The organism is Flavobacterium sp. W1B, assembly GCF_047344965.1.
In the GTDB taxonomy this organism is placed as follows: Bacteria; Bacteroidota; Bacteroidia; order Flavobacteriales; family Flavobacteriaceae; genus Flavobacterium.
Map to the genome: position 1 here is coordinate 40,650 of NZ_CP178845.1, position 24,240 is coordinate 64,889.

8 protein-coding genes, 9 tRNA genes, 6 rRNA genes and 2 pseudogenes are annotated in these 24,240 nt (G+C 40.8%); 8 read left to right on the plus strand and 17 right to left on the minus strand.

Going from position 1 to position 24,240, the window contains the following annotated elements:
• Positions 1–75: 75 nt before the first annotated feature.
• From ACMDB5_RS00180 to ACMDB5_RS00210, 7 genes and pseudogenes are all read left to right on the plus strand, one after another.
• A tRNA-Lys gene (locus tag ACMDB5_RS00180) sits at positions 76–148 on the plus strand.
• A gap of 36 nt (positions 149–184) precedes the next feature.
• Positions 185–257: transfer RNA gene (locus tag ACMDB5_RS00185), tRNA-Lys, on the plus strand.
• A 42-nt stretch (positions 258–299) separates the two neighbouring features.
• Positions 300–382: transfer RNA gene (locus ACMDB5_RS00190), tRNA-Leu, on the plus strand.
• Between the two features lie 38 nt (positions 383–420).
• Positions 421–493 (plus strand) — tRNA-Lys (locus ACMDB5_RS00195).
• A gap of 37 nt (positions 494–530) precedes the next feature.
• Positions 531–603, plus strand: a tRNA-Lys gene (locus ACMDB5_RS00200).
• Positions 604–1,190: 587 nt separating this feature from the next.
• Positions 1,191–1,331: pseudogene (locus ACMDB5_RS00205) on the plus strand (YceI family protein); the annotation flags it as partial.
• Between the two features lie 90 nt (positions 1,332–1,421).
• A complete protein-coding gene (locus tag ACMDB5_RS00210) occupies positions 1,422–2,573 on the plus strand; it encodes an amidohydrolase (RefSeq protein WP_413999041.1) in 1,152 nt (383 codons plus the stop codon).
• A gap of 137 nt (positions 2,574–2,710) precedes the next feature.
• On the opposite strand, the gene ACMDB5_RS00215 is transcribed toward ACMDB5_RS00210, so the two are convergent.
• The 6 genes from ACMDB5_RS00215 to ACMDB5_RS00240 form a co-directional block, all read right to left on the minus strand.
• Positions 2,711–2,950, minus strand: coding sequence for a DUF2798 domain-containing protein (locus tag ACMDB5_RS00215; RefSeq protein WP_413999042.1), 240 nt, complete (start codon positions 2,948–2,950; stop codon positions 2,711–2,713).
• 522 nt (positions 2,951–3,472) lie between these two features.
• Positions 3,473–3,582, minus strand: a 5S ribosomal RNA gene (gene rrf, locus ACMDB5_RS00220).
• Positions 3,583–3,710: 128 nt separating this feature from the next.
• A 23S ribosomal RNA gene (locus ACMDB5_RS00225) occupies positions 3,711–6,594 on the minus strand.
• A 179-nt stretch (positions 6,595–6,773) separates the two neighbouring features.
• Positions 6,774–6,847, minus strand: a tRNA-Ala gene (locus ACMDB5_RS00230).
• 108 nt (positions 6,848–6,955) lie between these two features.
• A tRNA-Ile gene (locus tag ACMDB5_RS00235) sits at positions 6,956–7,029 on the minus strand.
• Positions 7,030–7,153: 124 nt separating this feature from the next.
• A 16S ribosomal RNA gene (locus ACMDB5_RS00240) occupies positions 7,154–8,667 on the minus strand.
• A gap of 1,255 nt (positions 8,668–9,922) precedes the next feature.
• Between ACMDB5_RS00240 and ACMDB5_RS00245 the strand changes: the two are divergent.
• Positions 9,923–10,195: pseudogene (locus tag ACMDB5_RS00245) on the plus strand (transposase); the annotation flags it as partial.
• 121 nt (positions 10,196–10,316) lie between these two features.
• Here ACMDB5_RS00245 and rrf (ACMDB5_RS00250) read toward each other — a convergent pair.
• From rrf (ACMDB5_RS00250) to ACMDB5_RS00300, 11 genes are all read right to left on the minus strand, one after another.
• Positions 10,317–10,426 (minus strand): 5S ribosomal RNA (gene rrf, locus ACMDB5_RS00250).
• A 128-nt stretch (positions 10,427–10,554) separates the two neighbouring features.
• Positions 10,555–13,438, minus strand: a 23S ribosomal RNA gene (locus tag ACMDB5_RS00255).
• 178 nt (positions 13,439–13,616) lie between these two features.
• Positions 13,617–13,690: transfer RNA gene (locus ACMDB5_RS00260), tRNA-Ala, on the minus strand.
• A 108-nt stretch (positions 13,691–13,798) separates the two neighbouring features.
• A tRNA-Ile gene (locus ACMDB5_RS00265) sits at positions 13,799–13,872 on the minus strand.
• Between the two features lie 124 nt (positions 13,873–13,996).
• Positions 13,997–15,510 (minus strand): 16S ribosomal RNA (locus ACMDB5_RS00270).
• The 16S, 23S and 5S rRNA genes sit together here with 4 tRNA genes alongside, the layout of an rRNA operon.
• A 1,009-nt stretch (positions 15,511–16,519) precedes the next feature.
• A complete protein-coding gene (locus ACMDB5_RS00275; RefSeq protein ID WP_413999043.1) occupies positions 16,520–18,472 on the minus strand; it encodes an aconitate hydratase in 1,953 nt (650 codons plus the stop codon).
• Positions 18,473–18,862: 390 nt separating this feature from the next.
• Entirely contained in the window at positions 18,863–19,348 is a 486-nt protein-coding gene (locus ACMDB5_RS00280; protein ID WP_413999044.1) for an SRPBCC family protein, read from the minus strand.
• Positions 19,349–19,435: 87 nt separating this feature from the next.
• Entirely contained in the window at positions 19,436–19,825 is a 390-nt protein-coding gene (locus tag ACMDB5_RS00285) for a VOC family protein (RefSeq protein ID WP_413999045.1), read from the minus strand.
• Positions 19,826–20,258: 433 nt separating this feature from the next.
• Entirely contained in the window at positions 20,259–20,609 is a 351-nt protein-coding gene (locus ACMDB5_RS00290) for a DUF488 domain-containing protein (RefSeq protein WP_413999046.1), read from the minus strand.
• A 223-nt stretch (positions 20,610–20,832) separates the two neighbouring features.
• On the minus strand, positions 20,833–22,371 hold the full coding sequence (locus ACMDB5_RS00295) for a sulfatase (protein WP_413999047.1): 1,539 nt from the start codon (positions 22,369–22,371) through the stop codon (positions 20,833–20,835).
• Between the two features lie 101 nt (positions 22,372–22,472).
• On the minus strand, positions 22,473–24,215 hold the full coding sequence (locus ACMDB5_RS00300; protein WP_413999048.1) for a glycoside hydrolase domain-containing protein: 1,743 nt from the start codon (positions 24,213–24,215) through the stop codon (positions 22,473–22,475).
• Positions 24,216–24,240: the final 25 nt, after the last annotated feature.

Here is a 24,240-nt window from a genome sequence, read left to right on the forward strand (position 1 = left end):
ATTTATGACAAAATTCCTTGGAAAGCTTCAAATAAAGTCCTTATATTTGCACCCGCATTCAAGCAAAGAATATATGACTCGATAGCTCAGTTGGTAGAGCACATCACTTTTAATGATGGGGTCCTGGGTTCGAGCCCCAGTCGGGTCACAATCAAAGTGATCAACATATTTTCTTGAAAGCATTGACTCGATAGCTCAGTTGGTAGAGCACATCACTTTTAATGATGGGGTCCTGGGTTCGAGCCCCAGTCGGGTCACAAAAGGTTATTCGCAATGGCGAATAACCTTTTATTTTTTAAGGCCACGTGGAGAAACGGTAGACTTGCCATCTTGAGGGGGTGGTGCTCGTAAGGGCGTGTGGGTTCAAATCCCACCGTGGTCACTACTAAAGCGATTAAAATACATTTTCTTGAAAATAATGACTCGATAGCTCAGTTGGTAGAGCACATCACTTTTAATGATGGGGTCCTGGGTTCGAGCCCCAGTCGGGTCACAATTAAAGTGACCAGCACCTATTTTCTTGAAAAAATGACTCGATAGCTCAGTTGGTAGAGCACATCACTTTTAATGATGGGGTCCTGGGTTCGAGCCCCAGTCGGGTCACAAAAGGTTGTTCGCAAATGCGAATGACCTTTTTTACTTTTTGGCCACCTGGAGAAACGGTAAACTTGCCATCTTGAGGGGTGGTACTCGTAAGGGCCGTGTGGAGTCAAATCCCACCGTGATCACTACTAGTATTGATTTTGATGACTTAATATGTTATTTAGTTACCATTTGTCAACAAAAACAAAAAACGTCTTATATCTTATGATTTAGGACGTTTTTTTTTGTTTAATAGCTGTTCCAAAATCAAAAAACCATCTAATTTGATTATAATTGTAATAATACAATGCCTGGGTATTATTATTTGAACAAAAAAAGGCGTTATCATATTAGCCATCCTCTTTTTTATACTACGATTAAATCCAAACTCTACCATATTTAGTACTAGTCGAGACTTAACATCATCTCTGCTTAAATATGCCGCTGAGTTAAACAGGTAGACCACTATTACTTTACTACAATCAGTAGAATTTATTTTAGTAATTCAGAATTACAAATAAATATTCCGCAACTTTGTAGTATCAAATTTAAATCTTTTAAAAAAGAAATAAAATGGAAAAAATAGCAAAAACAAATATACATTAGAGCCAACACACAGTGAACTTACTTTTAAGGCAAAGCATATAATGATTACCAACGTAAAAGACGAGTTCAAAAACTTTTCTATAGATTTAGATGGAGAGGATATTTTTAAGTCGACTGTGAATGTTGCAGTAGATGCTTGTTAAGAGTGTATCAGCAATATAGGCTAAACAACTAAATTGAGCATTTTGAAGGATATTGATTAAACCATACCCTCAATTTCACAAAGAACGAATATGAATAAAACAGATTTAACAGCGACCATTGATTTTAGAAAAACGCTTCACCAAAATCCAGAAATTTCTGGTTTTGAATTTGAAACAGCCAAAAGAATACAGCAATTTTTAGCTCAAAATCAGCCCACCGAGATAATCGAAAACATTGGTGGAACTGGGGTAGCTGCGGTTTATCAATTCTCAAATACCGGCAAAACCATTACTATCCGTTGTGAATTGGATGCATTACCAATACAGGAAGTGAATCAATTTAACCATCAATCAACAACGAAAGGTGTATCACACAAGTGTGGTCACGATGGCCACATGGCGATTGTTTCAGGATTAGGATTTTGGTTAAAACATCAAAGTTTCAATTCAGGAAAAGTTGTTTTATTATTTCAACCGGCAGAAGAAAATGGTGAAGGCGCACATGCGGTTGTCAATGACGAAAAATTCAAGAACTTAAACACAGATTATATTTTTGCCCTTCACAACATCCCCAAAGAACCAATGCATTCGATTATTAGCATTCAAAAAGGGTTTTCTGCCGAAGTGCAAAGTTTTATAATTAAAATTAAAGGAAAAGAATCACATGCAGCAGAGCCCGAAAACGGAATCAATCCAGCTTTGGCAATGTCACAAATTATTACCTCATTATCGAATTTGGAAGTCATCAATCCCACATCTGAAAACTTTACTATCATGACACCTGTTCATCTCAATATGGGACAAAAATCCTATGGAATTTCTCCTGCTGATGGCGAATTACATTATACTTTAAGAGCTTGGGATAATACTAAAATGGAGCTTGTAAAATCTCAAATTGTAAATGCTGTAGCAAAAATTGGTGAGCAATATAAATTAAAACACAATATTGAATGGCTTGAATATTTCCCAGCGAGTATCAACGATAAAGAATGCAATGCTTATGTGATAAAAGTAGCTACAGAAAACAACTTTAACCTCATAGAAAAACCACATCCGTTTAAATTTGGAGAAGATTTTGGCTGGTACGCAAAAGAATATAAAACAACTATGTTTGGTCTTGGCGCTGGTTTGAATACACCTGCTTTACACAATTCAGATTACGATTTCCCAGACGAATTGATCGAAACAGGAATCAATATGTTTCAATCTATTATTTCAACTATTCTGAAAGAAGATTTTTGATTAAATTGCAATAACAAAAAGCCTGAAGCTAAAATCTTCAGGCTTTTTGTTTAGTTGAAAGTCAACTAAGGAAATTTAAAACTTTTTATTTTTCAATGGGAATAAGCACAATTAAACTTCCGATTGGAAATATTTTTCTAAAAAACAAAACCTATAAATGGACGCGCTATTAAAACTTGAAGTAGATAAGCAAAAATAAAATTCAGAACCATATTCGAAATCCATTCTCGAGGAAGATCAGAAGAAAACCCGACCATTAAAGTAGCTCCGTATAATGACATTAAAGTAACCATACCGGAAACAATTACAAGTCGAGAAATCAACATCTTTTTTAAACCAAAATCCTCTTCTTTCAGAATTTTAAATATCAATGCCATTCCAAATCGACCAACTATAAACCATTCACAAAAAAAGGCTACTAAAAAGGCTAAGGGAAAATTTAGTATCCGATCACGCAAGTTATTTAGATGAAACAATTCCGAAAGGATTACAAAAAGCAAAAATATTATAAACAACTTGCAAAATGACAACCGTAAACATTTTTACTTTTAATGGTAATTGTGAAAAGGTATTCAACTTCTACAAATCTATATTCAGTGACGAGTTCACTTATATGGGGCGTTTCAATGATATGGGTAAAAAAGAAAAATAAAACCGCATTATGCATATTTCTTTACCAATTAGCACCGAAAGTATTTTAATGGGAAGCAATACGGGCGAACAATAGACTTCAGATTTAATGATTCCAATCAAAAAAACCCTCTATCCAATTGGATAGAGGGTTTTACAGAATCTAAAACAGGTCCAGATTAAACAAATACGTCGAACCGAGCCCTTAGACAAACACTTCGATGCTATAAAAACAAAAAAGCCTGTCTTTTCAGACAGGCTTTTCTAAAGAAAGGCGACGACATACTCTCCCACATAACTGCAGTACCATCTGCGCAGGCGGGCTTAACTTCTCTGTTCGGGATGGGAAGAGGTGAGCCCCGCCGCAATAACCACCTTAAGGTCGTTTTGCAATGGGTAATCCATTATTTATGGATCAACATTACACAATATCTTAACATACTGAGATAAAGAAAAAAGTATTTATTTAGAAAGTTTCTTCCTCCGGGTTACCCCGGAGGAAAAGGTGTACATAAGCTTACGGATTATTAGTACTACTCGACTATGACATTACTGCCTTTACATCTATAGCCTATCAACGTGGTCATCTCCCACGATCCTTAAAAGAAATCTCATCTTGTGGTGGGTTTCGCGCTTATATGCTTTCAGCGCTTATCCCTTCCAAACGTAGCTACTCTGCGGTGCCACTGGCGTGACAACAGATACACTAGAGGTTTGTCCAATTCGGTCCTCTCGTACTAGAATCAGATCCACTCAAATTTCTTGCGCCCACAGTAGATAGAGACCGAACTGTCTCACGACGTTCTGAACCCAGCTCGCGTGCCACTTTAATGGGCGAACAGCCCAACCCTTGGGACCTTCTCCAGCCCCAGGATGTGACGAGCCGACATCGAGGTGCCAAACCCCCCCGTCGATATGAGCTCTTGGGGGAGATCAGCCTGTTATCCCCGGCGTACCTTTTATCCTTTGAGCGATGGCCCTTCCATGCGGAACCACCGGATCACTATGCTCTACTTTCGTACCTGATCGACCTGTATGTCTCTCAGTCAAGCTCCCTTATGCCATTGCACTCTACGCACGGTTACCAAGCGTACTGAGGGAACCTTTAGAAGCCTCCGTTACTCTTTTGGAGGCGACCACCCCAGTCAAACTACCCACCAAGCAATGTCCCCCGCAAAACGGGGTTAGGCCTCAGATAAACAAAGGGTTGTATTTCAACAATGACTCCACAACGCCTAGCGACGCCACTTCACAGTCTCCAACCTATCCTACACATCATTTATCCAAGGTCAATACTAAGCTATAGTAAAGGTGCACAGGGTCTTTTCGTCCCACTGCGGGTAAACGGCATCTTCACCGTTACTACAATTTCACCGAGCTCATGGCTGAGACAGTGTCCAGATCGTTACACCATTCGTGCAGGTCGGAACTTACCCGACAAGGAATTTCGCTACCTTAGGACCGTTATAGTTACGGCCGCCGTTTACTGGGGCTTCAATTCAATGCTTCTCCGAAGATAACATCTCCTCTTAACCTTCCAGCACCGGGCAGGTGTCAGGCCCTATACTTCATCTTACGATTTTGCAGAGCCCTGTGTTTTTGATAAACAGTCGCCTGGACCTCTTCACTGCGGCCAGCATTGCTGCTGGCGACCCTTCTCCCGAAGTTACGGGTCTATTTTGCCTAATTCCTTAGCCATGAATCTCTCGAGCACCTTAGAATTCTCATCTCGACTACCTGTGTCGGTTTGCGGTACGGGTACTATTAACCTGAAGTTTAGAGGTTTTTCTTGGAAGCCCTTAGGTGCACTATCTCTTTGTCCGAAGACGCCGAGTACTATCGTATTTCCCCAAAACCCGTGGATTTGCCTGCGGGTCTTATAGGTAGGTACTTCAACGAACTATTCCGTCAGTTCGCGGCACTTTCATCACTCCGTCACCCCATCACAGTTAACAGTAGTACGGGAATATTAACCCGTTGTCCATCGACTGTCCCTTTCGGGTTCGCCTTAGGTCCCGACTAACCCACAGCTGATTAGCATAGCTGTGGAAACCTTAGTCTTTCGGTGTGCGGGTTTCTCGCCCGCATTATCGTTACTTATGCCTACATTTTCTTTTCTAACCAGTCCAGCATACCTTACGATACACCTTCTACCCTGTTAGAATGCTCCCCTACCACTTAGAGTAAACTCTAAATCCATAGCTTCGGTAATATACTTATGCCCGATTATTATCCATGCTCGTCCGCTCGACTAGTGAGCTGTTACGCACTCTTTAAATGAATGGCTGCTTCCAAGCCAACATCCTAGCTGTCTGGGCAGACAAACCTCGTTCTTTCAACTTAGTATATATTTGGGGACCTTAGCTGATGGTCTGGGTTCTTTCCCTCTCGGACTTGGACCTTAGCACCCAAGCCCTCACTGTTATGAAACATTATATAGCATTCGGAGTTTGTCAGGAATTGGTAGGCGGTGAAGCCCCCGCATCCAATCAGTAGCTCTACCTCTATATAACTTTACGCATAACGCTGCACCTAAATGCATTTCGGGGAGTACGAGCTATTTCCGAGTTTGATTGGCCTTTCACCCCTACCCACAGATCATCCCAAGACTTTTCAACGTCAACGGGTTCGGTCCTCCACTGTGTGTTACCACAGCTTCAACCTGTCCATGGGTAGATCACACGGTTTCGCGTCTAACACTACTGACTAAAGCGCCCTATTCAGACTCGCTTTCGCTACGGATCCGTGGCTTAACCACTTATCCTTGCCAGCAACGTTAACTCGTAGGCTCATTATGCAAAAGGCACGCCGTCACCCCACGAAAGGGCTCCGACCGCTTGTAAGCGTATGGTTTCAGGATCTATTTCACTCCGTTATTCACGGTTCTTTTCACCTTTCCCTCACGGTACTGGTTCACTATCGGTCTCTCAGGAGTATTTAGCCTTAGCGGATGGTCCCGCCAAATTCAGACAGGGTTTCACGTGCCCCGCCCTACTCAGGATACCACTATCCTTTACACTCGTTACCTATACAGGACTATCACCCTCTTTGGTTCTACTTTCCAGTAGATTCTAGTTCCTTGTGCAAGAAATGTCGTGGTCCTACAACCCCAACATTGCCGTAACAACATTGGTTTGGGCTAATCCGCGTTCGCTCGCCACTACTTACGGAATCACTTTTGTTTTCTTCTCCTCCGCCTACTTAGATGTTTCAGTTCAGCGGGTTTGCCCACCTATCGGTGTACTATGTCTTCAACATAGTGGGTTGCCCCATTCAGGTATCTACGGATCAATCGGTGTGTGCCCGTCCCCGTAGCTTTTCGCAGCTTATCACGCCTTTCATCGCCTCTGAGAGCCAAGGCATCCCCCATACGCCCTTATTTTGCTTATTGTACCAATCTTAAATTTAATTAAGACCGTTTTTGTTTGTCTTTTACTATAAATAGTAAAAAACGCTTTCTACTTTTTAATATTTTTCTTATCTCAATATGTCAATGAACGGTTATCTGTGGATTTATGGATTCGGTGATTCGAATAAACGAATGACCAAAAAACCAAATCAACTGATTTGTGGAGAATAACGGAGTCGAACCGTTGACCTCCTGCGTGCAAGGCAGGCGCTCTAGCCAGCTGAGCTAATCCCCCAATACAGTTGGCAGTGTTCAGTATTCAGTTTTCAGTAACTTTACTTTACATCCAAATGAGTTGTGAATTGCTAACTCTAGATTCTTCTTTGTATTTAAGTGTAAATAGTTGTCTCGGACAGACTCGAACTGTCGACCCCTACATTATCAGTGTAGTACTCTAACCAGCTGAGCTACGAGACACTCTTATTCTTAAATTGTATTATTTGAACTAACAGCAAGAGTAATAAATTCTTTAGATATTTTTCCAATATCTCTTTTCGTCTTCTTTCTTGAAAGTGTATTGCTACTAACATTCAAGCTCTAGAAAGGAGGTGTTCCAGCCGCACCTTCCGGTACGGCTACCTTGTTACGACTTAGCCCTAGTTACCAGTTTTACCCTAGGCAGCTCCTTGCGGTCACCGACTTCAGGCACCCCCAGCTTCCATGGCTTGACGGGCGGTGTGTACAAGGCCCGGGAACGTATTCACCGGATCATGGCTGATATCCGATTACTAGCGATTCCAGCTTCACGGAGTCGAGTTGCAGACTCCGATCCGAACTGTGACCGGTTTTATAGATTCGCTCCTGGTCACCCAGTGGCTGCTCTCTGTACCGGCCATTGTAGCACGTGTGTAGCCCAAGGCGTAAGGGCCGTGATGATTTGACGTCATCCCCACCTTCCTCACAGTTTGCACTGGCAGTCTCGTTAGAGTTCCCGACATGACTCGCTGGCAACTAACAACAGGGGTTGCGCTCGTTATAGGACTTAACCTGACACCTCACGGCACGAGCTGACGACAACCATGCAGCACCTTGTAAATTGTCTTGCGAAAAGTCTGTTTCCAAACCGGTCAATCTACATTTAAGCCTTGGTAAGGTTCCTCGCGTATCATCGAATTAAACCACATGCTCCACCGCTTGTGCGGGCCCCCGTCAATTCCTTTGAGTTTCATTCTTGCGAACGTACTCCCCAGGTGGGATACTTATCACTTTCGCTTAGCCACTGAGATTGCTCCCAACAGCTAGTATCCATCGTTTACGGCGTGGACTACCAGGGTATCTAATCCTGTTCGCTACCCACGCTTTCGTCCATCAGCGTCAATATATTAGTAGTAACCTGCCTTCGCAATTGGTATTCCATGTAATCTCTAAGCATTTCACCGCTACACTACATATTCTAGTTACTTCCTAATAATTCAAGTTTAGCAGTATCAATGGCCGTTCCACCGTTGAGCGATGGGCTTTCACCACTGACTTACTAAACCGCCTACGAACCCTTTAAACCCAATGATTCCGGATAACGCTTGGATCCTCCGTATTACCGCGGCTGCTGGCACGGAGTTAGCCGATCCTTATTCTCACAGTACCGTCAAGACTCTACACGTAGAGTTGTTTCTTCCTGTGCAAAAGCAGTTTACAATCCATAGGACCGTCATCCTGCACGCGGCATGGCTGGATCAGGCTTGCGCCCATTGTCCAATATTCCTCACTGCTGCCTCCCGTAGGAGTCTGGTCCGTGTCTCAGTACCAGTGTGGGGGATCTCCCTCTCAGGACCCCTACCCATCGTAGCCTTGGTAAGCCGTTACCTTACCAACTAGCTAATGGGACGCATGCTCATCTTTCACCGTTGTGACTTTAATTATAAAATGATGCCATCCTATAATACTATGAGGTATTAATCCAAATTTCTCTGGGCTATCCCTCTGTGAAAGGTAGATTGCATACGCGTTACGCACCCGTGCGCCGGTCTCTAATTCCGAAGAACTATACCCCTCGACTTGCATGTGTTAAGCCTGCCGCTAGCGTTCATCCTGAGCCAGGATCAAACTCTTCATCGTATATTATGCGAGAACCATAAATGATTCTCTGTTTTTATTCGACTGAAGATCTATCGGTTTTTTCAAATCTATCGATTCTATTACTCTTATTCTTTTGTTTTAAGATCTCTCTTAAAACGGCTGTCAATTCAATATGTCTAGGAACGTGTCTTATCGTTTTTTCGTCTCGTTCTTCACATCTAAATGTGTTTCTCGAAGCGGGTGCAAAAGTACAACTTCTTTTTAATCTCGCAAGAAAAATTTAAAGTTTTTTTGAAGCTTTAAAACTTCGTTTTCTTTATTCTCTCTTACCAATCTCTCAAAGAACTTTGCGTATTTTGCGGGGTGCAAAGATAACAAGCAAATTCAAATCTCACAAGCTTTTTTTGACTTTTATTTTAGAAAACTAAATCCCTAAATCAAATAATCGCTGTCAGTGTTTTAATGAACGTTTGTCGCTGTTGCGGGTGCAAAACTACCACCTTTATCTGGGTATTCAAGCTTTTTAAACCCCTTTTTTTTAACTTTTATTAACTTTAATCTTAAACCACTGAAAACGTGGTTTTTGAAACAAAAAGTTTTTTCAGCGTTTCACGGATTACAACCTTATTATGTTGCTAGCTGACGAAAACACAGCCCCAGCAAGGCTTTTTAACAATCAATACTACCTTATAATAAAGACACAATTATAAGTTTTGATTCAAATTAAGAGGACTTAATGCAGTTTTAATCGTCTCTAAAAATTTTAAAAACGTTTTTTACCGAATTCACATATTCAAATTAAAGATAATAACCAAAAACCCAGACACTCATAAACAAAGAAAAAACAACTCTATATAGAAAGGCAAATATGAGGCTCATTGCTAAGAAATGTTTTTTTAACACTTTGAGAGTTACCTAACGATTTCCTGTACAAAAACTCGCCTTAGAGTCTTTGTAAAAAATCAGAATCAAACACCGATGAATAGCCATTGATTTAGAAAATGATACTATTGAAAAGCCATGAAAACAAAAATAAGTTTTCAGCCAAAGATACTCTTAAATAGAAATACCGTTAAGCGATTACAAGCTAGAAGTTGCATGCCTTGAATAAAAACAAATCAAAATGATCTAAAAACTAACAAGAACGCGCTACACTATTATTTACTTTATATCTTAATATTGAAAAGGCAAACAATCAAGTACAAGACCTACGAAATATCCTCGAAAACACAACCGAAAAATATACGACTCATCCAAATTAGCCAAGTAGCACGAAAAGGAAAGCCAATCTGAATTCAAATCATTTAATACTATATCTAGAAAAATAAAAAAACATTATCAGTCAATAGTAAACTATTTTAATAATGAAATTATAAATGCTTCAACGGAATCTTATAATACAAAAATTAAACCTTTTAGATCACAGTTCAAAGGAGCCAAAAACATTGAATCTGTCCTTTTTAAACTAACTAAAATATATCCAATGTTTACTGCTCCACAACTTTTAGACTTGATCAATCACTATTTAATAATTCCAATCAAAAAAACCCTCTATCCGATTGGATAGAGGGTTTTACAGAATCTAAAACAGGTCCAGATTAAACAAATACGTCGAACCGAGCCCTTAGACAAACACTTCGATGCTATAAAAACAAAAAAGCCTGTCTTTTCAGACAGGCTTTTCTAAAGAAAGGCGACGACATACTCTCCCACATAACTGCAGTACCATCTGCGCAGGCGGGCTTAACTTCTCTGTTCGGGATGGGAAGAGGTGAGCCCCGCCGCAATAACCACCTTAAGGTCGTTTTGCAATGGGTAATCCATTATTTATGGATCAACATTACACAATATCTTAACATACTGAGATAAAGAAAAAAGTATTTATTTAGAAAGTTTCTTCCTCCGGGTTACCCCGGAGGAAAAGGTGTACATAAGCTTACGGATTATTAGTACTACTCGACTATGACATTACTGCCTTTACATCTATAGCCTATCAACGTGGTCATCTCCCACGATCCTTAAAAGAAATCTCATCTTGTGGTGGGTTTCGCGCTTATATGCTTTCAGCGCTTATCCCTTCCAAACGTAGCTACTCTGCGGTGCCACTGGCGTGACAACAGATACACTAGAGGTTTGTCCAATTCGGTCCTCTCGTACTAGAATCAGATCCACTCAAATTTCTTGCGCCCACAGTAGATAGAGACCGAACTGTCTCACGACGTTCTGAACCCAGCTCGCGTGCCACTTTAATGGGCGAACAGCCCAACCCTTGGGACCTTCTCCAGCCCCAGGATGTGACGAGCCGACATCGAGGTGCCAAACCCCCCCGTCGATATGAGCTCTTGGGGGAGATCAGCCTGTTATCCCCGGCGTACCTTTTATCCTTTGAGCGATGGCCCTTCCATGCGGAACCACCGGATCACTATGCTCTACTTTCGTACCTGATCGACCTGTATGTCTCTCAGTCAAGCTCCCTTATGCCATTGCACTCTACGCACGGTTACCAAGCGTACTGAGGGAACCTTTAGAAGCCTCCGTTACTCTTTTGGAGGCGACCACCCCAGTCAAACTACCCACCAAGCAATGTCCCCCGCAAAACGGGGTTAGGCCTCAGATAAACAAAGGGTTGTATTTCAACAATGACTCCACAACGCCTAGCGACGCCACTTCACAGTCTCCAACCTATCCTACACATCATTTATCCAAGGTCAATACTAAGCTATAGTAAAGGTGCACAGGGTCTTTTCGTCCCACTGCGGGTAAACGGCATCTTCACCGTTACTACAATTTCACCGAGCTCATGGCTGAGACAGTGTCCAGATCGTTACACCATTCGTGCAGGTCGGAACTTACCCGACAAGGAATTTCGCTACCTTAGGACCGTTATAGTTACGGCCGCCGTTTACTGGGGCTTCAATTCAATGCTTCTCCGAAGATAACATCTCCTCTTAACCTTCCAGCACCGGGCAGGTGTCAGGCCCTATACTTCATCTTACGATTTTGCAGAGCCCTGTGTTTTTGATAAACAGTCGCCTGGACCTCTTCACTGCGGCCAGCATTGCTGCTGGCGACCCTTCTCCCGAAGTTACGGGTCTATTTTGCCTAATTCCTTAGCCATGAATCTCTCGAGCACCTTAGAATTCTCATCTCGACTACCTGTGTCGGTTTGCGGTACGGGTACTATTAACCTGAAGTTTAGAGGTTTTTCTTGGAAGCCCTTAGGTGCACTATCTCTTTGTCCGAAGACGCCGAGTACTATCGTATTTCCCCAAAACCCGTGGATTTGCCTGCGGGTCTTATAGGTAGGTACTTCAACGAACTATTCCGTCAGTTCGCGGCACTTTCATCACTCCGTCACCCCATCACAGTTAACAGTAGTACGGGAATATTAACCCGTTGTCCATCGACTGTCCCTTTCGGGTTCGCCTTAGGTCCCGACTAACCCACAGCTGATTAGCATAGCTGTGGAAACCTTAGTCTTTCGGTGTGCGGGTTTCTCGCCCGCATTATCGTTACTTATGCCTACATTTTCTTTTCTAACCAGTCCAGCATACCTTACGATACACCTTCTACCCTGTTAGAATGCTCCCCTACCACTTAGAGTAAACTCTAAATCCATAGCTTCGGTAATATACTTATGCCCGATTATTATCCATGCTCGTCCGCTCGACTAGTGAGCTGTTACGCACTCTTTAAATGAATGGCTGCTTCCAAGCCAACATCCTAGCTGTCTGGGCAGACAAACCTCGTTCTTTCAACTTAGTATATATTTGGGGACCTTAGCTGATGGTCTGGGTTCTTTCCCTCTCGGACTTGGACCTTAGCACCCAAGCCCTCACTGTTATGAAACATTATATAGCATTCGGAGTTTGTCAGGAATTGGTAGGCGGTGAAGCCCCCGCATCCAATCAGTAGCTCTACCTCTATATAACTTTACGCATAACGCTGCACCTAAATGCATTTCGGGGAGTACGAGCTATTTCCGAGTTTGATTGGCCTTTCACCCCTACCCACAGATCATCCCAAGACTTTTCAACGTCAACGGGTTCGGTCCTCCACTGTGTGTTACCACAGCTTCAACCTGTCCATGGGTAGATCACACGGTTTCGCGTCTAACACTACTGACTAAAGCGCCCTATTCAGACTCGCTTTCGCTACGGATCCGTGGCTTAACCACTTATCCTTGCCAGCAACGTTAACTCGTAGGCTCATTATGCAAAAGGCACGCCGTCACCCCACGAAAGGGCTCCGACCGCTTGTAAGCGTATGGTTTCAGGATCTATTTCACTCCGTTATTCACGGTTCTTTTCACCTTTCCCTCACGGTACTGGTTCACTATCGGTCTCTCAGGAGTATTTAGCCTTAGCGGATGGTCCCGCCAAATTCAGACAGGGTTTCACGTGCCCCGCCCTACTCAGGATACCACTATCCTTTACACTCGTTACCTATACAGGACTATCACCCTCTTTGGTTCTACTTTCCAGTAGATTCTAGTTCCTTGTGCAAGAAATGTCGTGGTCCTACAACCCCAACATTGCCGTAACAACATTGGTTTGGGCTAATCCGCGTTCGCTCGCCACTACTTACGGAATCACTTTTGTTTTCTTCTCCTCCGCCTACTTAGATGTTTCAGTTCAGCGGGTTTGCCCACCTATCGGTGTACTATGTCTTCAACATAGTGGGTTGCCCCATTCAGGTATCTACGGATCAATCGGTGTGTGCCCGTCCCCGTAGCTTTTCGCAGCTTATCACGCCTTTCATCGCCTCTGAGAGCCAAGGCATCCCCCATACGCCCTTATTTTGCTTATTGTACCAATCTTAAATTTAATTAAGACCGTTTTTGTTTGTCTTTTACTATAAATAGTAAAAAACGCTTTCTACTTTTTAATATTTTTCTTATCTCAATATGTCAATGAACGGTTATCTGTGGATTTATGGATTCGTGATTCGAATAAACGAATGACCAAAAAACCAAATCAACTGATTTGTGGAGAATAACGGAGTCGAACCGTTGACCTCCTGCGTGCAAGGCAGGCGCTCTAGCCAGCTGAGCTAATCCCCCAATACAGTTGGCAGTGTTCAGTATTCAGTTTTCAGTAACTTTACTTTACATCCAAATGAGTTGTGAATTGCTAACTCTAGATTCTTCTTTGTATTTAAGTGTAAATAGTTGTCTCGGACAGACTCGAACTGTCGACCCCTACATTATCAGTGTAGTACTCTAACCAGCTGAGCTACGAGACACTCTTATTCTTAAATTGTATTATTTGAACTAACAGCAAGAGTAATAAATTCTTTAGATATTTTTCCAATATCTCTTTTCGTCTTCTTTCTTGAAAGTGTATTGCTACTAACATTCAAGCTCTAGAAAGGAGGTGTTCCAGCCGCACCTTCCGGTACGGCTACCTTGTTACGACTTAGCCCTAGTTACCAGTTTTACCCTAGGCAGCTCCTTGCGGTCACCGACTTCAGGCACCCCCAGCTTCCATGGCTTGACGGGCGGTGTGTACAAGGCCCGGGAACGTATTCACCGGATCATGGCTGATATCCGATTACTAGCGATTCCAGCTTCACGGAGTCGAGTTGCAGACTCCGATCCGAACTGTGACCGGTTTTATAGATTCGCTCCTGGTCACCCAGTGGCTGCTCTCTGTACCGGCCATTGTAGCACGTGTGTAGCCCAAGGCGTAAGGGCCGTGATGATTTGACGTCATCCCCACCTTCCTCACAGTTTGCACTGGCAGTCTCGTTAGAGTTCCCGACATGACTCGCTGGCAACTAACAACAGGGGTTGCGCTCGTTATAGGACTTAACCTGACACCTCACGGCACGAGCTGACGACAACCATGCAGCACCTTGTAAATTGTCTTGCGAAAAGTCTGTTTCCAAACCGGTCAATCTACATTTAAGCCTTGGTAAGGTTCCTCGCGTATCATCGAATTAAACCACATGCTCCACCGCTTGTGCGGGCCCCCGTCAATTCCTTTGAGTTTCATTCTTGCGAACGTACTCCCCAGGTGGGATACTTATCACTTTCGCTTAGCCACTGAGATTGCTCCCAACAGCTAGTATCCATCGTTTACGGCGTGGACTACCAGGGTATCTAATCCTGTTCGCTACCCACGCTTTCGTCCATCAGCGTCAATATATTAGTAGTAACCTGCCTTCGCAATTGGTATTCCATGTAATCTCTAAGCATTTCACCGCTACACTACATATTCTAGTTACTTCCTAATAATTCAAGTTTAGCAGTATCAATGGCCGTTCCACCGTTGAGCGATGGGCTTTCACCACTGACTTACTAAACCGCCTACGGACCCTTTAAACCCAATGATTCCGGATAACGCTTGGATCCTCCGTATTACCGCGGCTGCTGGCACGGAGTTAGCCGATCCTTATTCTTACGATACCGTCAAGCTCCTTCACGAAGGAGTGTTTCTTCTCGTACAAAAGCAGTTTACAATCCATAGGACCGTCATCCTGCACGCGGCATGGCTGGATCAGGCTTGCGCCCATTGTCCAATATTCCTCACTGCTGCCTCCCGTAGGAGTCTGGTCCGTGTCTCAGTACCAGTGTGGGGGATCTCCCTCTCAGGACCCCTACCCATCGTAGCCTTGGTAAGCCGTTACCTTACCAACTAGCTAATGGGACGCATGCTCATCTTTCACCGTTGTGACTTTAATTATAAAATGATGCCATCCTATAATACTATGAGGTATTAATCCAAATTTCTCTGGGCTATCCCTCTGTGAAAGGTAGATTGCATACGCGTTACGCACCCGTGCGCCGGTCTCTAATTCCGAAGAACTATACCCCTCGACTTGCATGTGTTAAGCCTGCCGCTAGCGTTCATCCTGAGCCAGGATCAAACTCTTCATCGTATATTATGCGAGAACCATAAATGATTCTCTGTTTTTATTCGACTGAAGATCTATCGGTTTTTTCAAATCTATCGATTCTATTACTCTTATTCTTTTGTTTTAAGATCTCTCTTAAAACGGCTGTCAATTCAATATGTCTAGGAACGTGTCTTATCGTTTTTTCGTCTCGTTCTTCACATCTAAATGTGTTTCTCGAAGCGGGTGCAAAAGTACAACTTCTTTTTAATCTCGCAAGAAAAATTTAAAGTTTTTTTGAAGCTTTAAAACTTCGTTTTCTTTATTCTCTCTTACCAATCTCTCAAAGAACTTTGCGTATTTTGCGGGGTGCAAAGATAACAAGCAAATTCAAATCTCACAAGCTTTTTTTGACTTTTATTTTAGAAAACTAAATCCCTAAATCAAATAATCGCTGTCAGTGTTTTAATGAACGTTTGTCGCTGTTGCGGGTGCAAAACTACCACCTTTATCTGGGTATTCAAGCTTTTTAAACCCCTTTTTTTTAACTTTTATTAACTTTAATCTTAAACCACTGAAAACGTGGTTTTTGAAACAAAAACTATTTCTCTCTCCCTGCCCTCTCCGAAGGAAAAGAAGGCTTGACAGAAGCAGATTTTAATACAAAATACCTCAATACAACTATTACTTCATCTATTCACTACTATATAATAAGGATAAAGATTAGGTAATATTATCGAAATCTCCTTTTTAAACCAATCAAAGCAGTCTTTATAGTTCGATTTCTCTAGATAAACCGATACGTATTAATAAAAGCCGCTCCCTAGCCTTGATAGTCCCGAAGCGTCGGGAGAAATCCTGCCCAGCCGGTGTTCGGCTAGGCAGATTGCAGCGAATAGCAGGAAACAGCTGCTATATATAGGTATAACTACTTTTCATAAGTACGAAAATTTATTATTTGTCCTTTTACAGTCTTTGCTTCCCAAAAATCTTTTAGATTCTCCATATTGATAGGACTTACAGCTAGCTGACTTTACAATAAATAACAAAGCTTTTATCTTAAGGCATGTTTCACATAATTAATAACACCGCCTTTTAGAATAATTTGAGTTTGTCTTTCACTAATACTATATGTAAGCGGAATTTCAATCTCTTTTCCCACTACTATAGCTATTATCGAATCTTTATTAAGAATAGCAGCCCTTAAATCCTGTATACGTAAAACATCGCCTTGCTCTAGCTTGTCATAATCTGCCGCATTCTTGAATTCGAAAGGAATAATACCAAAATTAATCAGGTTCTGCCAGCCTATACGGGCATACGATTTGGCAATGGCAAACTTTTGGCCAAGGTATTTAGGAGCTAAAGCCGCATGTTCCCTGCTTGAACCCTGCGCGAAGTTTTCTCCGGCAACAACGCAATAACCCTGATGTGTTTTTTGATTTAGAACGGCTCGATCATAGAATGTCGGATCAATAGCATAATAGGAGTACTTACTTATTTCAGGGATATTGGAGCGCAATGGGAGTACATCGGCACCCGCTTTCAAAATTCCATCTGTAGAAATATCGCCTCCCATTTTCAATAGAATGGGGATTTCCAGTACATCGGGCAGTTCTTCAAAATTAGGAAGTGTTTTAATGTTCGGTCCCTTGATTAACTGGGTAGTCGTCCCATTTGGAGCAATTAACATCTGTTTGTTGATCTTTATTTGGGTGGGTTCTATCCATTTTGGATAAGGAATATTCAATATTTTCTCGAGTTCTCTTGGATCGGTAATTTTCCCCACAAGTGCAGAAGCTGCGGCAGTTTCTGGGCTACATAGGTATATTTTATCATCGAGTGTCCCAGAGCGCCCTGGAAAATTACGGGGCATGGTTCGGAGGCTTATTGTATTGGTAGCAGGAGCCTGTCCCATACCGATACATCCCATGCAACCGGATTGATGAAGGCGTGCCCCGGCAACTATCAAAGGACCAAGAGCCCCCATATCGGTCAGGCTTTCCAACATTTGACGAGAAGAAGGATTGATATCGAGAGAAACATCCGGAGAAACCGCTTTACCTTTTACAATTTGGGATACAATCCAAAAATCTCGTAATCCCGGATTTGCAGAAGAACCTATAACGACTTGCTGCACATTTAATCCGCTAACTTCCCGCACTGGAACAACATCTCCGGGGCTACCAGGAAGTGCTATTAAAGGTTCTAAAGCAGCTAAATCAATTTCTATATTTTTATCATAGGTTGCGCCTTCATCAGCTTCGAGTTCAATCCACTGTTCCTCCCTTCCTTCCTGCTTAAGGAATTCGCGTGTGATTTCATCCGAGGGAAATACCGAAGTTGTAGCACCGGTTTCCGTGCCCATATTGGCAATAACATGACGATCCCAAGCACTGAGCGATTTCAAACCGGGACCATAATATTCTAGAATATAACCGCGTCCGCCAGTGACATCATATCGGCGGAGTATTTCCAAAATAACATCTTTAGCACTCACCCAATCAGGTAATTTCCCAATGAGTTTGACACCCATAATTTTTGGCATTTTCACATAATAGGGTTCGCCCGCAGCAGCAAGGGCAACATCCAGTCCGCCTGTACCGATGGCGAGCATTCCGATGCCGCCTCCCGCCGGAGTATGGCTGTCTGAACCCAACAATGTTTTGCCCGGTCTTCCAAATCGTTCCATGTGTACAACATGACTGATTCCATTTCCAGGTCTGCTGAACCAATATCCAAAACGCGCCGCAGCGGACTGCAAAAACAAATGATCATCCATATTCTTATAATCGGCCTGAAGCAAATTGTGATCTACATATTGAACAGCTATTTCGGGCTTGATTTTTTTTAAATTAAAAGCTTCCAACTCAAGCATTACCAATGTTCCGGTAGCATCTTGTTGCAATACCTGATCAATTTTTAACCCGATTTCGGTTCCGGGATTCATTTCCCCAGAAATGAGATGCGAACTGATTAATTTTTGGCTAACATTTTGTGTTTTCATTCTAGATGATTTTTTAAGATGTTATACAATGATTTATGCGAGTTGTTTTTCAACAGCTATAAACTAGAATTAAGTTTAAAAATTGGCATATGCAGGAAAGTAATTAACTTGAATTATGCAAGCTACAAAAACATATAGCACTGGAAAACAGTATCTAAGTTAAACAAATAATCAATTTAAAGTATCAAAACAGACAACTATTATACTGATTATAAACAATATTCAACATAGATAAAGTCCAAGAAGTAATTAGGTTATTTTCCTTCAAAAGAAAGAGATCACGATTCAAAACAAAAAAAACGGAAACTTACTTCCGCTTTATCAACTTTGATCTCCTTCTACTAATATGTAAAGAATAATCCCCGATTTGGTTCTATCGAAATTATTCCACTAACCGTTCACTCCTTTTAATTCAGGATTTTTATTTCTTAAGTCGGAGCAGTTTTCGTAAACCGATTTTAAATTGGTCAAAAAAAATGTCCAACCTTCTACACAACCAATACGGATGTTGAATTTAGATTTTTCATCAGTAGGAATATTCTTTTGTGTCAATGTAACCAATACATATTCGCCTTTTTGGGTAAGCTCAATGTCAACCAAACATTCTCCTGCAAAAGTAAATTGAAAGAAATCCTTTCCGTTGGCTGCTACGATTTTTCCTTTTTCTATTCCATCGTACAAAAACCAAGTCCACTCGTATGTATTTCCTGCTATTGCATTTTGGTTTTGATCAATGTTTTGATTTTCGCCACTATATTTACAACTAGCCAAGAACCATTGTTCCATTTTATCCGATTTTGTCCAAGCATCATACATTTCTTGTAAGCTAGCTTTTACGCCGATATTCATCTTAAATGATGTCCAATCTTGTGCCATAATTTTGTAATTGAAATTTGATTAAAAAACACCTTGAAATTAAGAAAATTAAACTTTTAGTCTTAATCATCCTCATTTCTCAATGGTTTATTTCATCGAATGGAATCCAATTGAATTACCTTCGGTATCAGTACAAATTCCGCAAAAACCGTAATCACCTATTGAGAATTTCTCCTTACACACTTTTCCTCCTGCTGCAGTAACTCTTGCTATTTCAGTAGCACAATCTTCACAAGTAAAATATGCTAAAGTTCCGCTGGCACAGGGTTTCATCATCTCTGATTTCACTAATGCTCCGCTGATATTTGGTTTGCCTTCTGCCCAAGGAAAACTTATCATTTGAAAATCGTCCATACCTTCGGGCATTGGCATTGCTACCATTTCAATTTGCAGTACGGTTTCGTAAAATTTTTGTGCTCTTGCTAAATCTTCTACATAGATTTCGAGCCAAGTAAACGGATTTTTGTTTGCTGTCATTTTTATTTGTTTTTAAAATTAAAATCATAAAAAAGCAACTAATGACGAACCATCCGACCTTAATTTATTTTATCTTTTAATGGTTCAACCACTTATTTACAAAGTGTTAATCAAAGTTGTGCTCAACTTTAGAGCCACTTACCATCAGTTTAGGAAACTGGAAATAAGTCAACCCAACTGAAGCAAAACGAAGTTATGAAAAAAACAAGCTTAAACAACACAAAATCAACAATTTAATACCAATTAAAAATATTAAAACATACAAAATCAATGCACGAATTTTTTATCAACTCATTTGCATCTCTTTTCCGAAAACTCAGCAGCTTGTATGATTACAAAAGTAAAGAGATCACTAAAAGAGTTATGAAATTCTACCGGAAAGGTAAAAAAATTAGAATTATTTGTAGAAGCTCAAAAATTCAAGATCCAAACTTTATTTTTCTAAATTATTCAATAAAACAATCGCATGGTTTATTTTTGGATCTTTCGCACCATACAATAAGCTTACAACTGTGGTTTTGGCCAATTCCTTAATCTTTGTCAGTCTTTCTTGCTTATGCGAAAGTTCCTCGTTATATAATTCTGTAAACTGTTCAAAACGTTCTGGCTTATGTCCAAACCATTTTCTGAGTGCAGCCGATGGCGCAATATCTTTATCCCATTCGTCAAAATCCAAGTCTGATTTTTTTATACCACGTGGCCACAATTTATCCACCAAAATCCGATAACTCCCATCAGCTTTTTTGTTATCATAAATTCGTTTTATGTTAATGGTTTTCATCATCTCCTATCTTTTAATTAATAAAAATGATTCTTCAGATAAAACTGCTAAACTTTAGTAACATACAATATAATCAATTCCTCTTCGAATTCCTAAACAATATACTCCTTAAAAGTGCCTCAATTTAAAATTAAATAAAAAAAGGTCTTAGAGTTCGTTAAAACTCTAAGACCTTTTGTAAGATAATTTCTTTTAGCATAAAGCTACTGCCCTTAGCTAACTATCTTTAATTCTCATCAGGCATGGGCGCAGCTGTATTGCTTTTTTTGTCTATTGGCATAGTTGCCTTCCATTGTCTTAACTGCGTTCCCAAATCTTTAGACAGTGTTTTTACCATATCTGGTTGTTTTGCCGCAAGATCGTTATTTTCTCCGATATCAGTTTTTAAATTATAGAGCTGTTTACTTCCGTCACGCATATCGTATATCAGTTTCCAATCTCCTTTTCTAATGGCACTCTGATAGTTGATTCCCGGTCCGTCTTTTGCTGTCCATTTATTTGGAATATGCCAGATCAAAGTTCTGTTATTATCTTTATAATCTGGATTTTTCAAAATAGGCAAAAAGCTTTTCCCATCTAAGTCTTGTACCGTTTTATAAGAACTTACCTTTGCCATTTCTAACAGTGTTGGGAAAAAATCTTCGATAATCACATACTGATTTGCCACCGAAGCCGGCTTAGTTACACTAGGCCATTTTACAATCATCGGCACTCTTATTCCTCCTTCGTTCACAGACCCCTTACCTGCTTTCAAAGGCAAATTTTGGGTATGAGGTTCCCCTGCTCTTGATGGCGCAAGACTTAAACCACCGTTATCGCTCATAAAAATAATAATGGTATTTTTATCGGCTTTTTTAGAAACGAGATAATCCATTATATCGCCTAGACTCTGGTCCATACCTTCCACTAAGCTGGCGTATTTTGCTTCTGTCTCATCTAGTCCTGCATCTACATATTTTTGATAATAACGGGGATCAGCCATCATTGGATCATGTACAGCATAATGCGCCATATTTAAATAAAAAGGCTGTTTGTTTTTTATCGGATTTTCAAGTGTTTTTATTGCTTCTTTGGTGAGCGCGTCTGTTAAAAAAGTACCCGTTCCATAATATTCTCCCAAATCAGGAACCGCCTGCCAACTTGCTTTCCCGGGTTTGTTACCATAATTATCCTCAGATAAATAACTTTGGGGATGCCCCGCCGAATGGCCAGCAACGTTTACAATAAATCCCATGTTCAACGGATTGGCTCCTGGAGTTCCGAACGATCCCCAATGCGCTTTGCCTACATGCACCGTAAAATATCCTGAGTCTTTTAGTAATTGCGGAAAAGGAGTAGCATATTGGGTATGTGCAATTCCTGGCACCGGACTCATCCCATTGTAATTCCATTCTGGAGCAATAAACTGTTCGTCAGGATTATCAGTTGGATTATTATTTGCCGGCGAAGTCCAATTTGTGATTCGGGCATGAGCCGAGTTCATACCGCTTAACATACTTGCTCTTGTTGGCGTACATACCGGTTGCGCATAGGCATTGGTAAATTTCATTCCTTCTTTAGCCAATCGTTCCATATTTGGGGTGTTATAGCGTTTATTCAACGGCATAACACTATCTCCAAAAGGAACCGAAGTATCCATCCAACCCATATCATCTATCAAAAAAACAATGATATTGGGGCGCTTGTTTTGGGCTGTTAATTGCAAACAACTGAAAACCAAAACTAAGGGTATGAAAAAATAACGATAGACTATTTTATTGTTCATGTTTTTTTATTTTTAATATCTCATTGGCTTTCTATCTGATAACCATAAAATATTGTTTCTTTTTATTCATAATTTAACTTCTCTTGAATTTGTATTATCTTTTACAAAACATTCAAAATAAGTTTGGCTTCTTTAACCATTTCTTCTGCTGTTTGCTGCGATAACTTTTCAATTTCAAATTTCATTAAAGCTATTTCTAGTTTTTTTAATTTCTCTTCTTCGCCATTTTTTTTGTACTGTTCTTTCAGTATTCTTATTTTTTCAAAATCCTGAATACCTTCAATCAATTTTTCAAAACGGATAGAAGTCATTGGACCGGGATACACCTGATAAGTATCGCCAGCTGGCCAGGCGGTAAAACGACTGTCTTTTAGAGGTTCTTTTGGCCAACTGTTATAAGCCCAACGCAGATAGCCATCCATGTTCTTTGCTGCAGTGTACCATCCCAACCATACGTGCTCTGCTGGTGGTGAAAACGTAAATCCGTTCGGATATTTCTCCGTACAACAGGTGTACCAAGTACTTAACTTTCCTTGTTGCTGACGAAGTTGTAAAACATCCTCAGGAAAGCTCCAGCGAGAGGCAATACAATAATCAAAAATATCTTTTTCTATTTCGGGATGATAATCTCCCGCCAACGTAATTTTCCAATCCTTGTCAATTTCTTTCAACAGTTTGATAACTGACTGCATGGCTGGCATAGGGCGCTCATCCATAGCAATTGCAGTAATAGAAAACCATCCTTTTTGTTTCAGGTGTTTTGTAAAATCTTTTAGCATTGATGACCAAAAAACATTGTATGCTTCTGAACCAATTTCCTCAGTAAAAACAGTATCCTTAGCCAAGCCCTCATCATAATATTGAAATGCGACTTTCCAAGGCACCATACTATAACAATTGATGCGCTGATTGATACCACAACTCATCACAAAAGAAATATATTTATCAAACAAACTATAATCATACACCCAACTTCCGTCTTTCTTTTTTATCCATTTGATAAGGCTTGGATAATCGTCATAAGTTTGATGCCCCCAAGGTTCATTTACAATACTTGCCGTAATGTTCTTTTGTCCTGCATTGGCCAGCATGGTATAATATTTTTTCATTGAAGCAAAATGCGCATCGCTCCACAATTTCTCATTATGTACCCTGGCGATGGCTGCGGGATGCTGCCAAAAGTCAAGATTAAATACCCATTGCGATGGAGCGGGCAGCGTTTTATTTACCACTTTCACATTAAGTTTCAATTGATAACTTTTATCGGCATTGACAGTTACAGTTGCTACATAATTCCCTTCCGGAGCATTTGAAGGAACATTAATACTAACCCAAATCGGTTGTACTGTATTCTTCTTCAAAGCAACTGATGAAACCATTGTATTGATGGGGTCAGCTACCAATGACGAATCAAAATTTTCGGGTTTACGATAGCCACAACCACCTTTAAATTCATCGGTTATCACATAATCGACAAAACCAGTGTAGCTGTTGCTCTTTGAAATTATGTGACCATTGTTTGACTTTAGATCCGTTATTGCCACACGAATAGACGGAACATTTGTTTTGGCCCAAACCATAATCTGTGCATTCAATTTTTCTCCTTTCCAGGCGGTAAGCGTCAAATTATTTTGCGACTTGATCTCGGGAAAAACATCCTGTGCATATCGGGTATTGCTATTGCCAAAACTTACATCTACTTTATTTTTCATGCCGTTCCATTTTGCGGCTTGCGCAATCGTATCGAACAAAGGTCGCTTTTGCAAATCGAGACTTACATCTTGTGCATTAGCATTTGACATCGCGAAAATGGATATACAAATCCATATAAAAGTTTTTTTCATATCTACTATTTAACCTTTTTATACT

What these genes read in the sequence shown, in the direction of transcription:
- ACMDB5_RS00275 (WP_413999043.1), bottom strand. Translation starts at nt 18,472, where the DNA reads ATGAAAACACAAAATGTTAGCCAAAAATTAATCAGTTCGCATCTCATT.
- ACMDB5_RS00280 (WP_413999044.1), bottom strand. Translation starts at nt 19,348, where the DNA reads ATGGCACAAGATTGGACATCATTTAAGATGAATATCGGCGTAAAAGCT.
- ACMDB5_RS00285 (WP_413999045.1), bottom strand. Translation starts at nt 19,825, where the DNA reads ATGACAGCAAACAAAAATCCGTTTACTTGGCTCGAAATCTATGTAGAA.
- ACMDB5_RS00210 (WP_413999041.1), top strand. Translation starts at nt 1,422, where the DNA reads ATGAATAAAACAGATTTAACAGCGACCATTGATTTTAGAAAAACGCTT.
- ACMDB5_RS00215 (WP_413999042.1), bottom strand. Translation starts at nt 2,950, where the DNA reads ATGGCATTGATATTTAAAATTCTGAAAGAAGAGGATTTTGGTTTAAAA.
- ACMDB5_RS00295 (WP_413999047.1), bottom strand. Translation starts at nt 22,371, where the DNA reads ATGAACAATAAAATAGTCTATCGTTATTTTTTCATACCCTTAGTTTTG.
- ACMDB5_RS00300 (WP_413999048.1), bottom strand. Translation starts at nt 24,215, where the DNA reads ATGAAAAAAACTTTTATATGGATTTGTATATCCATTTTCGCGATGTCA.
- ACMDB5_RS00290 (WP_413999046.1), bottom strand. Translation starts at nt 20,609, where the DNA reads ATGATGAAAACCATTAACATAAAACGAATTTATGATAACAAAAAAGCT.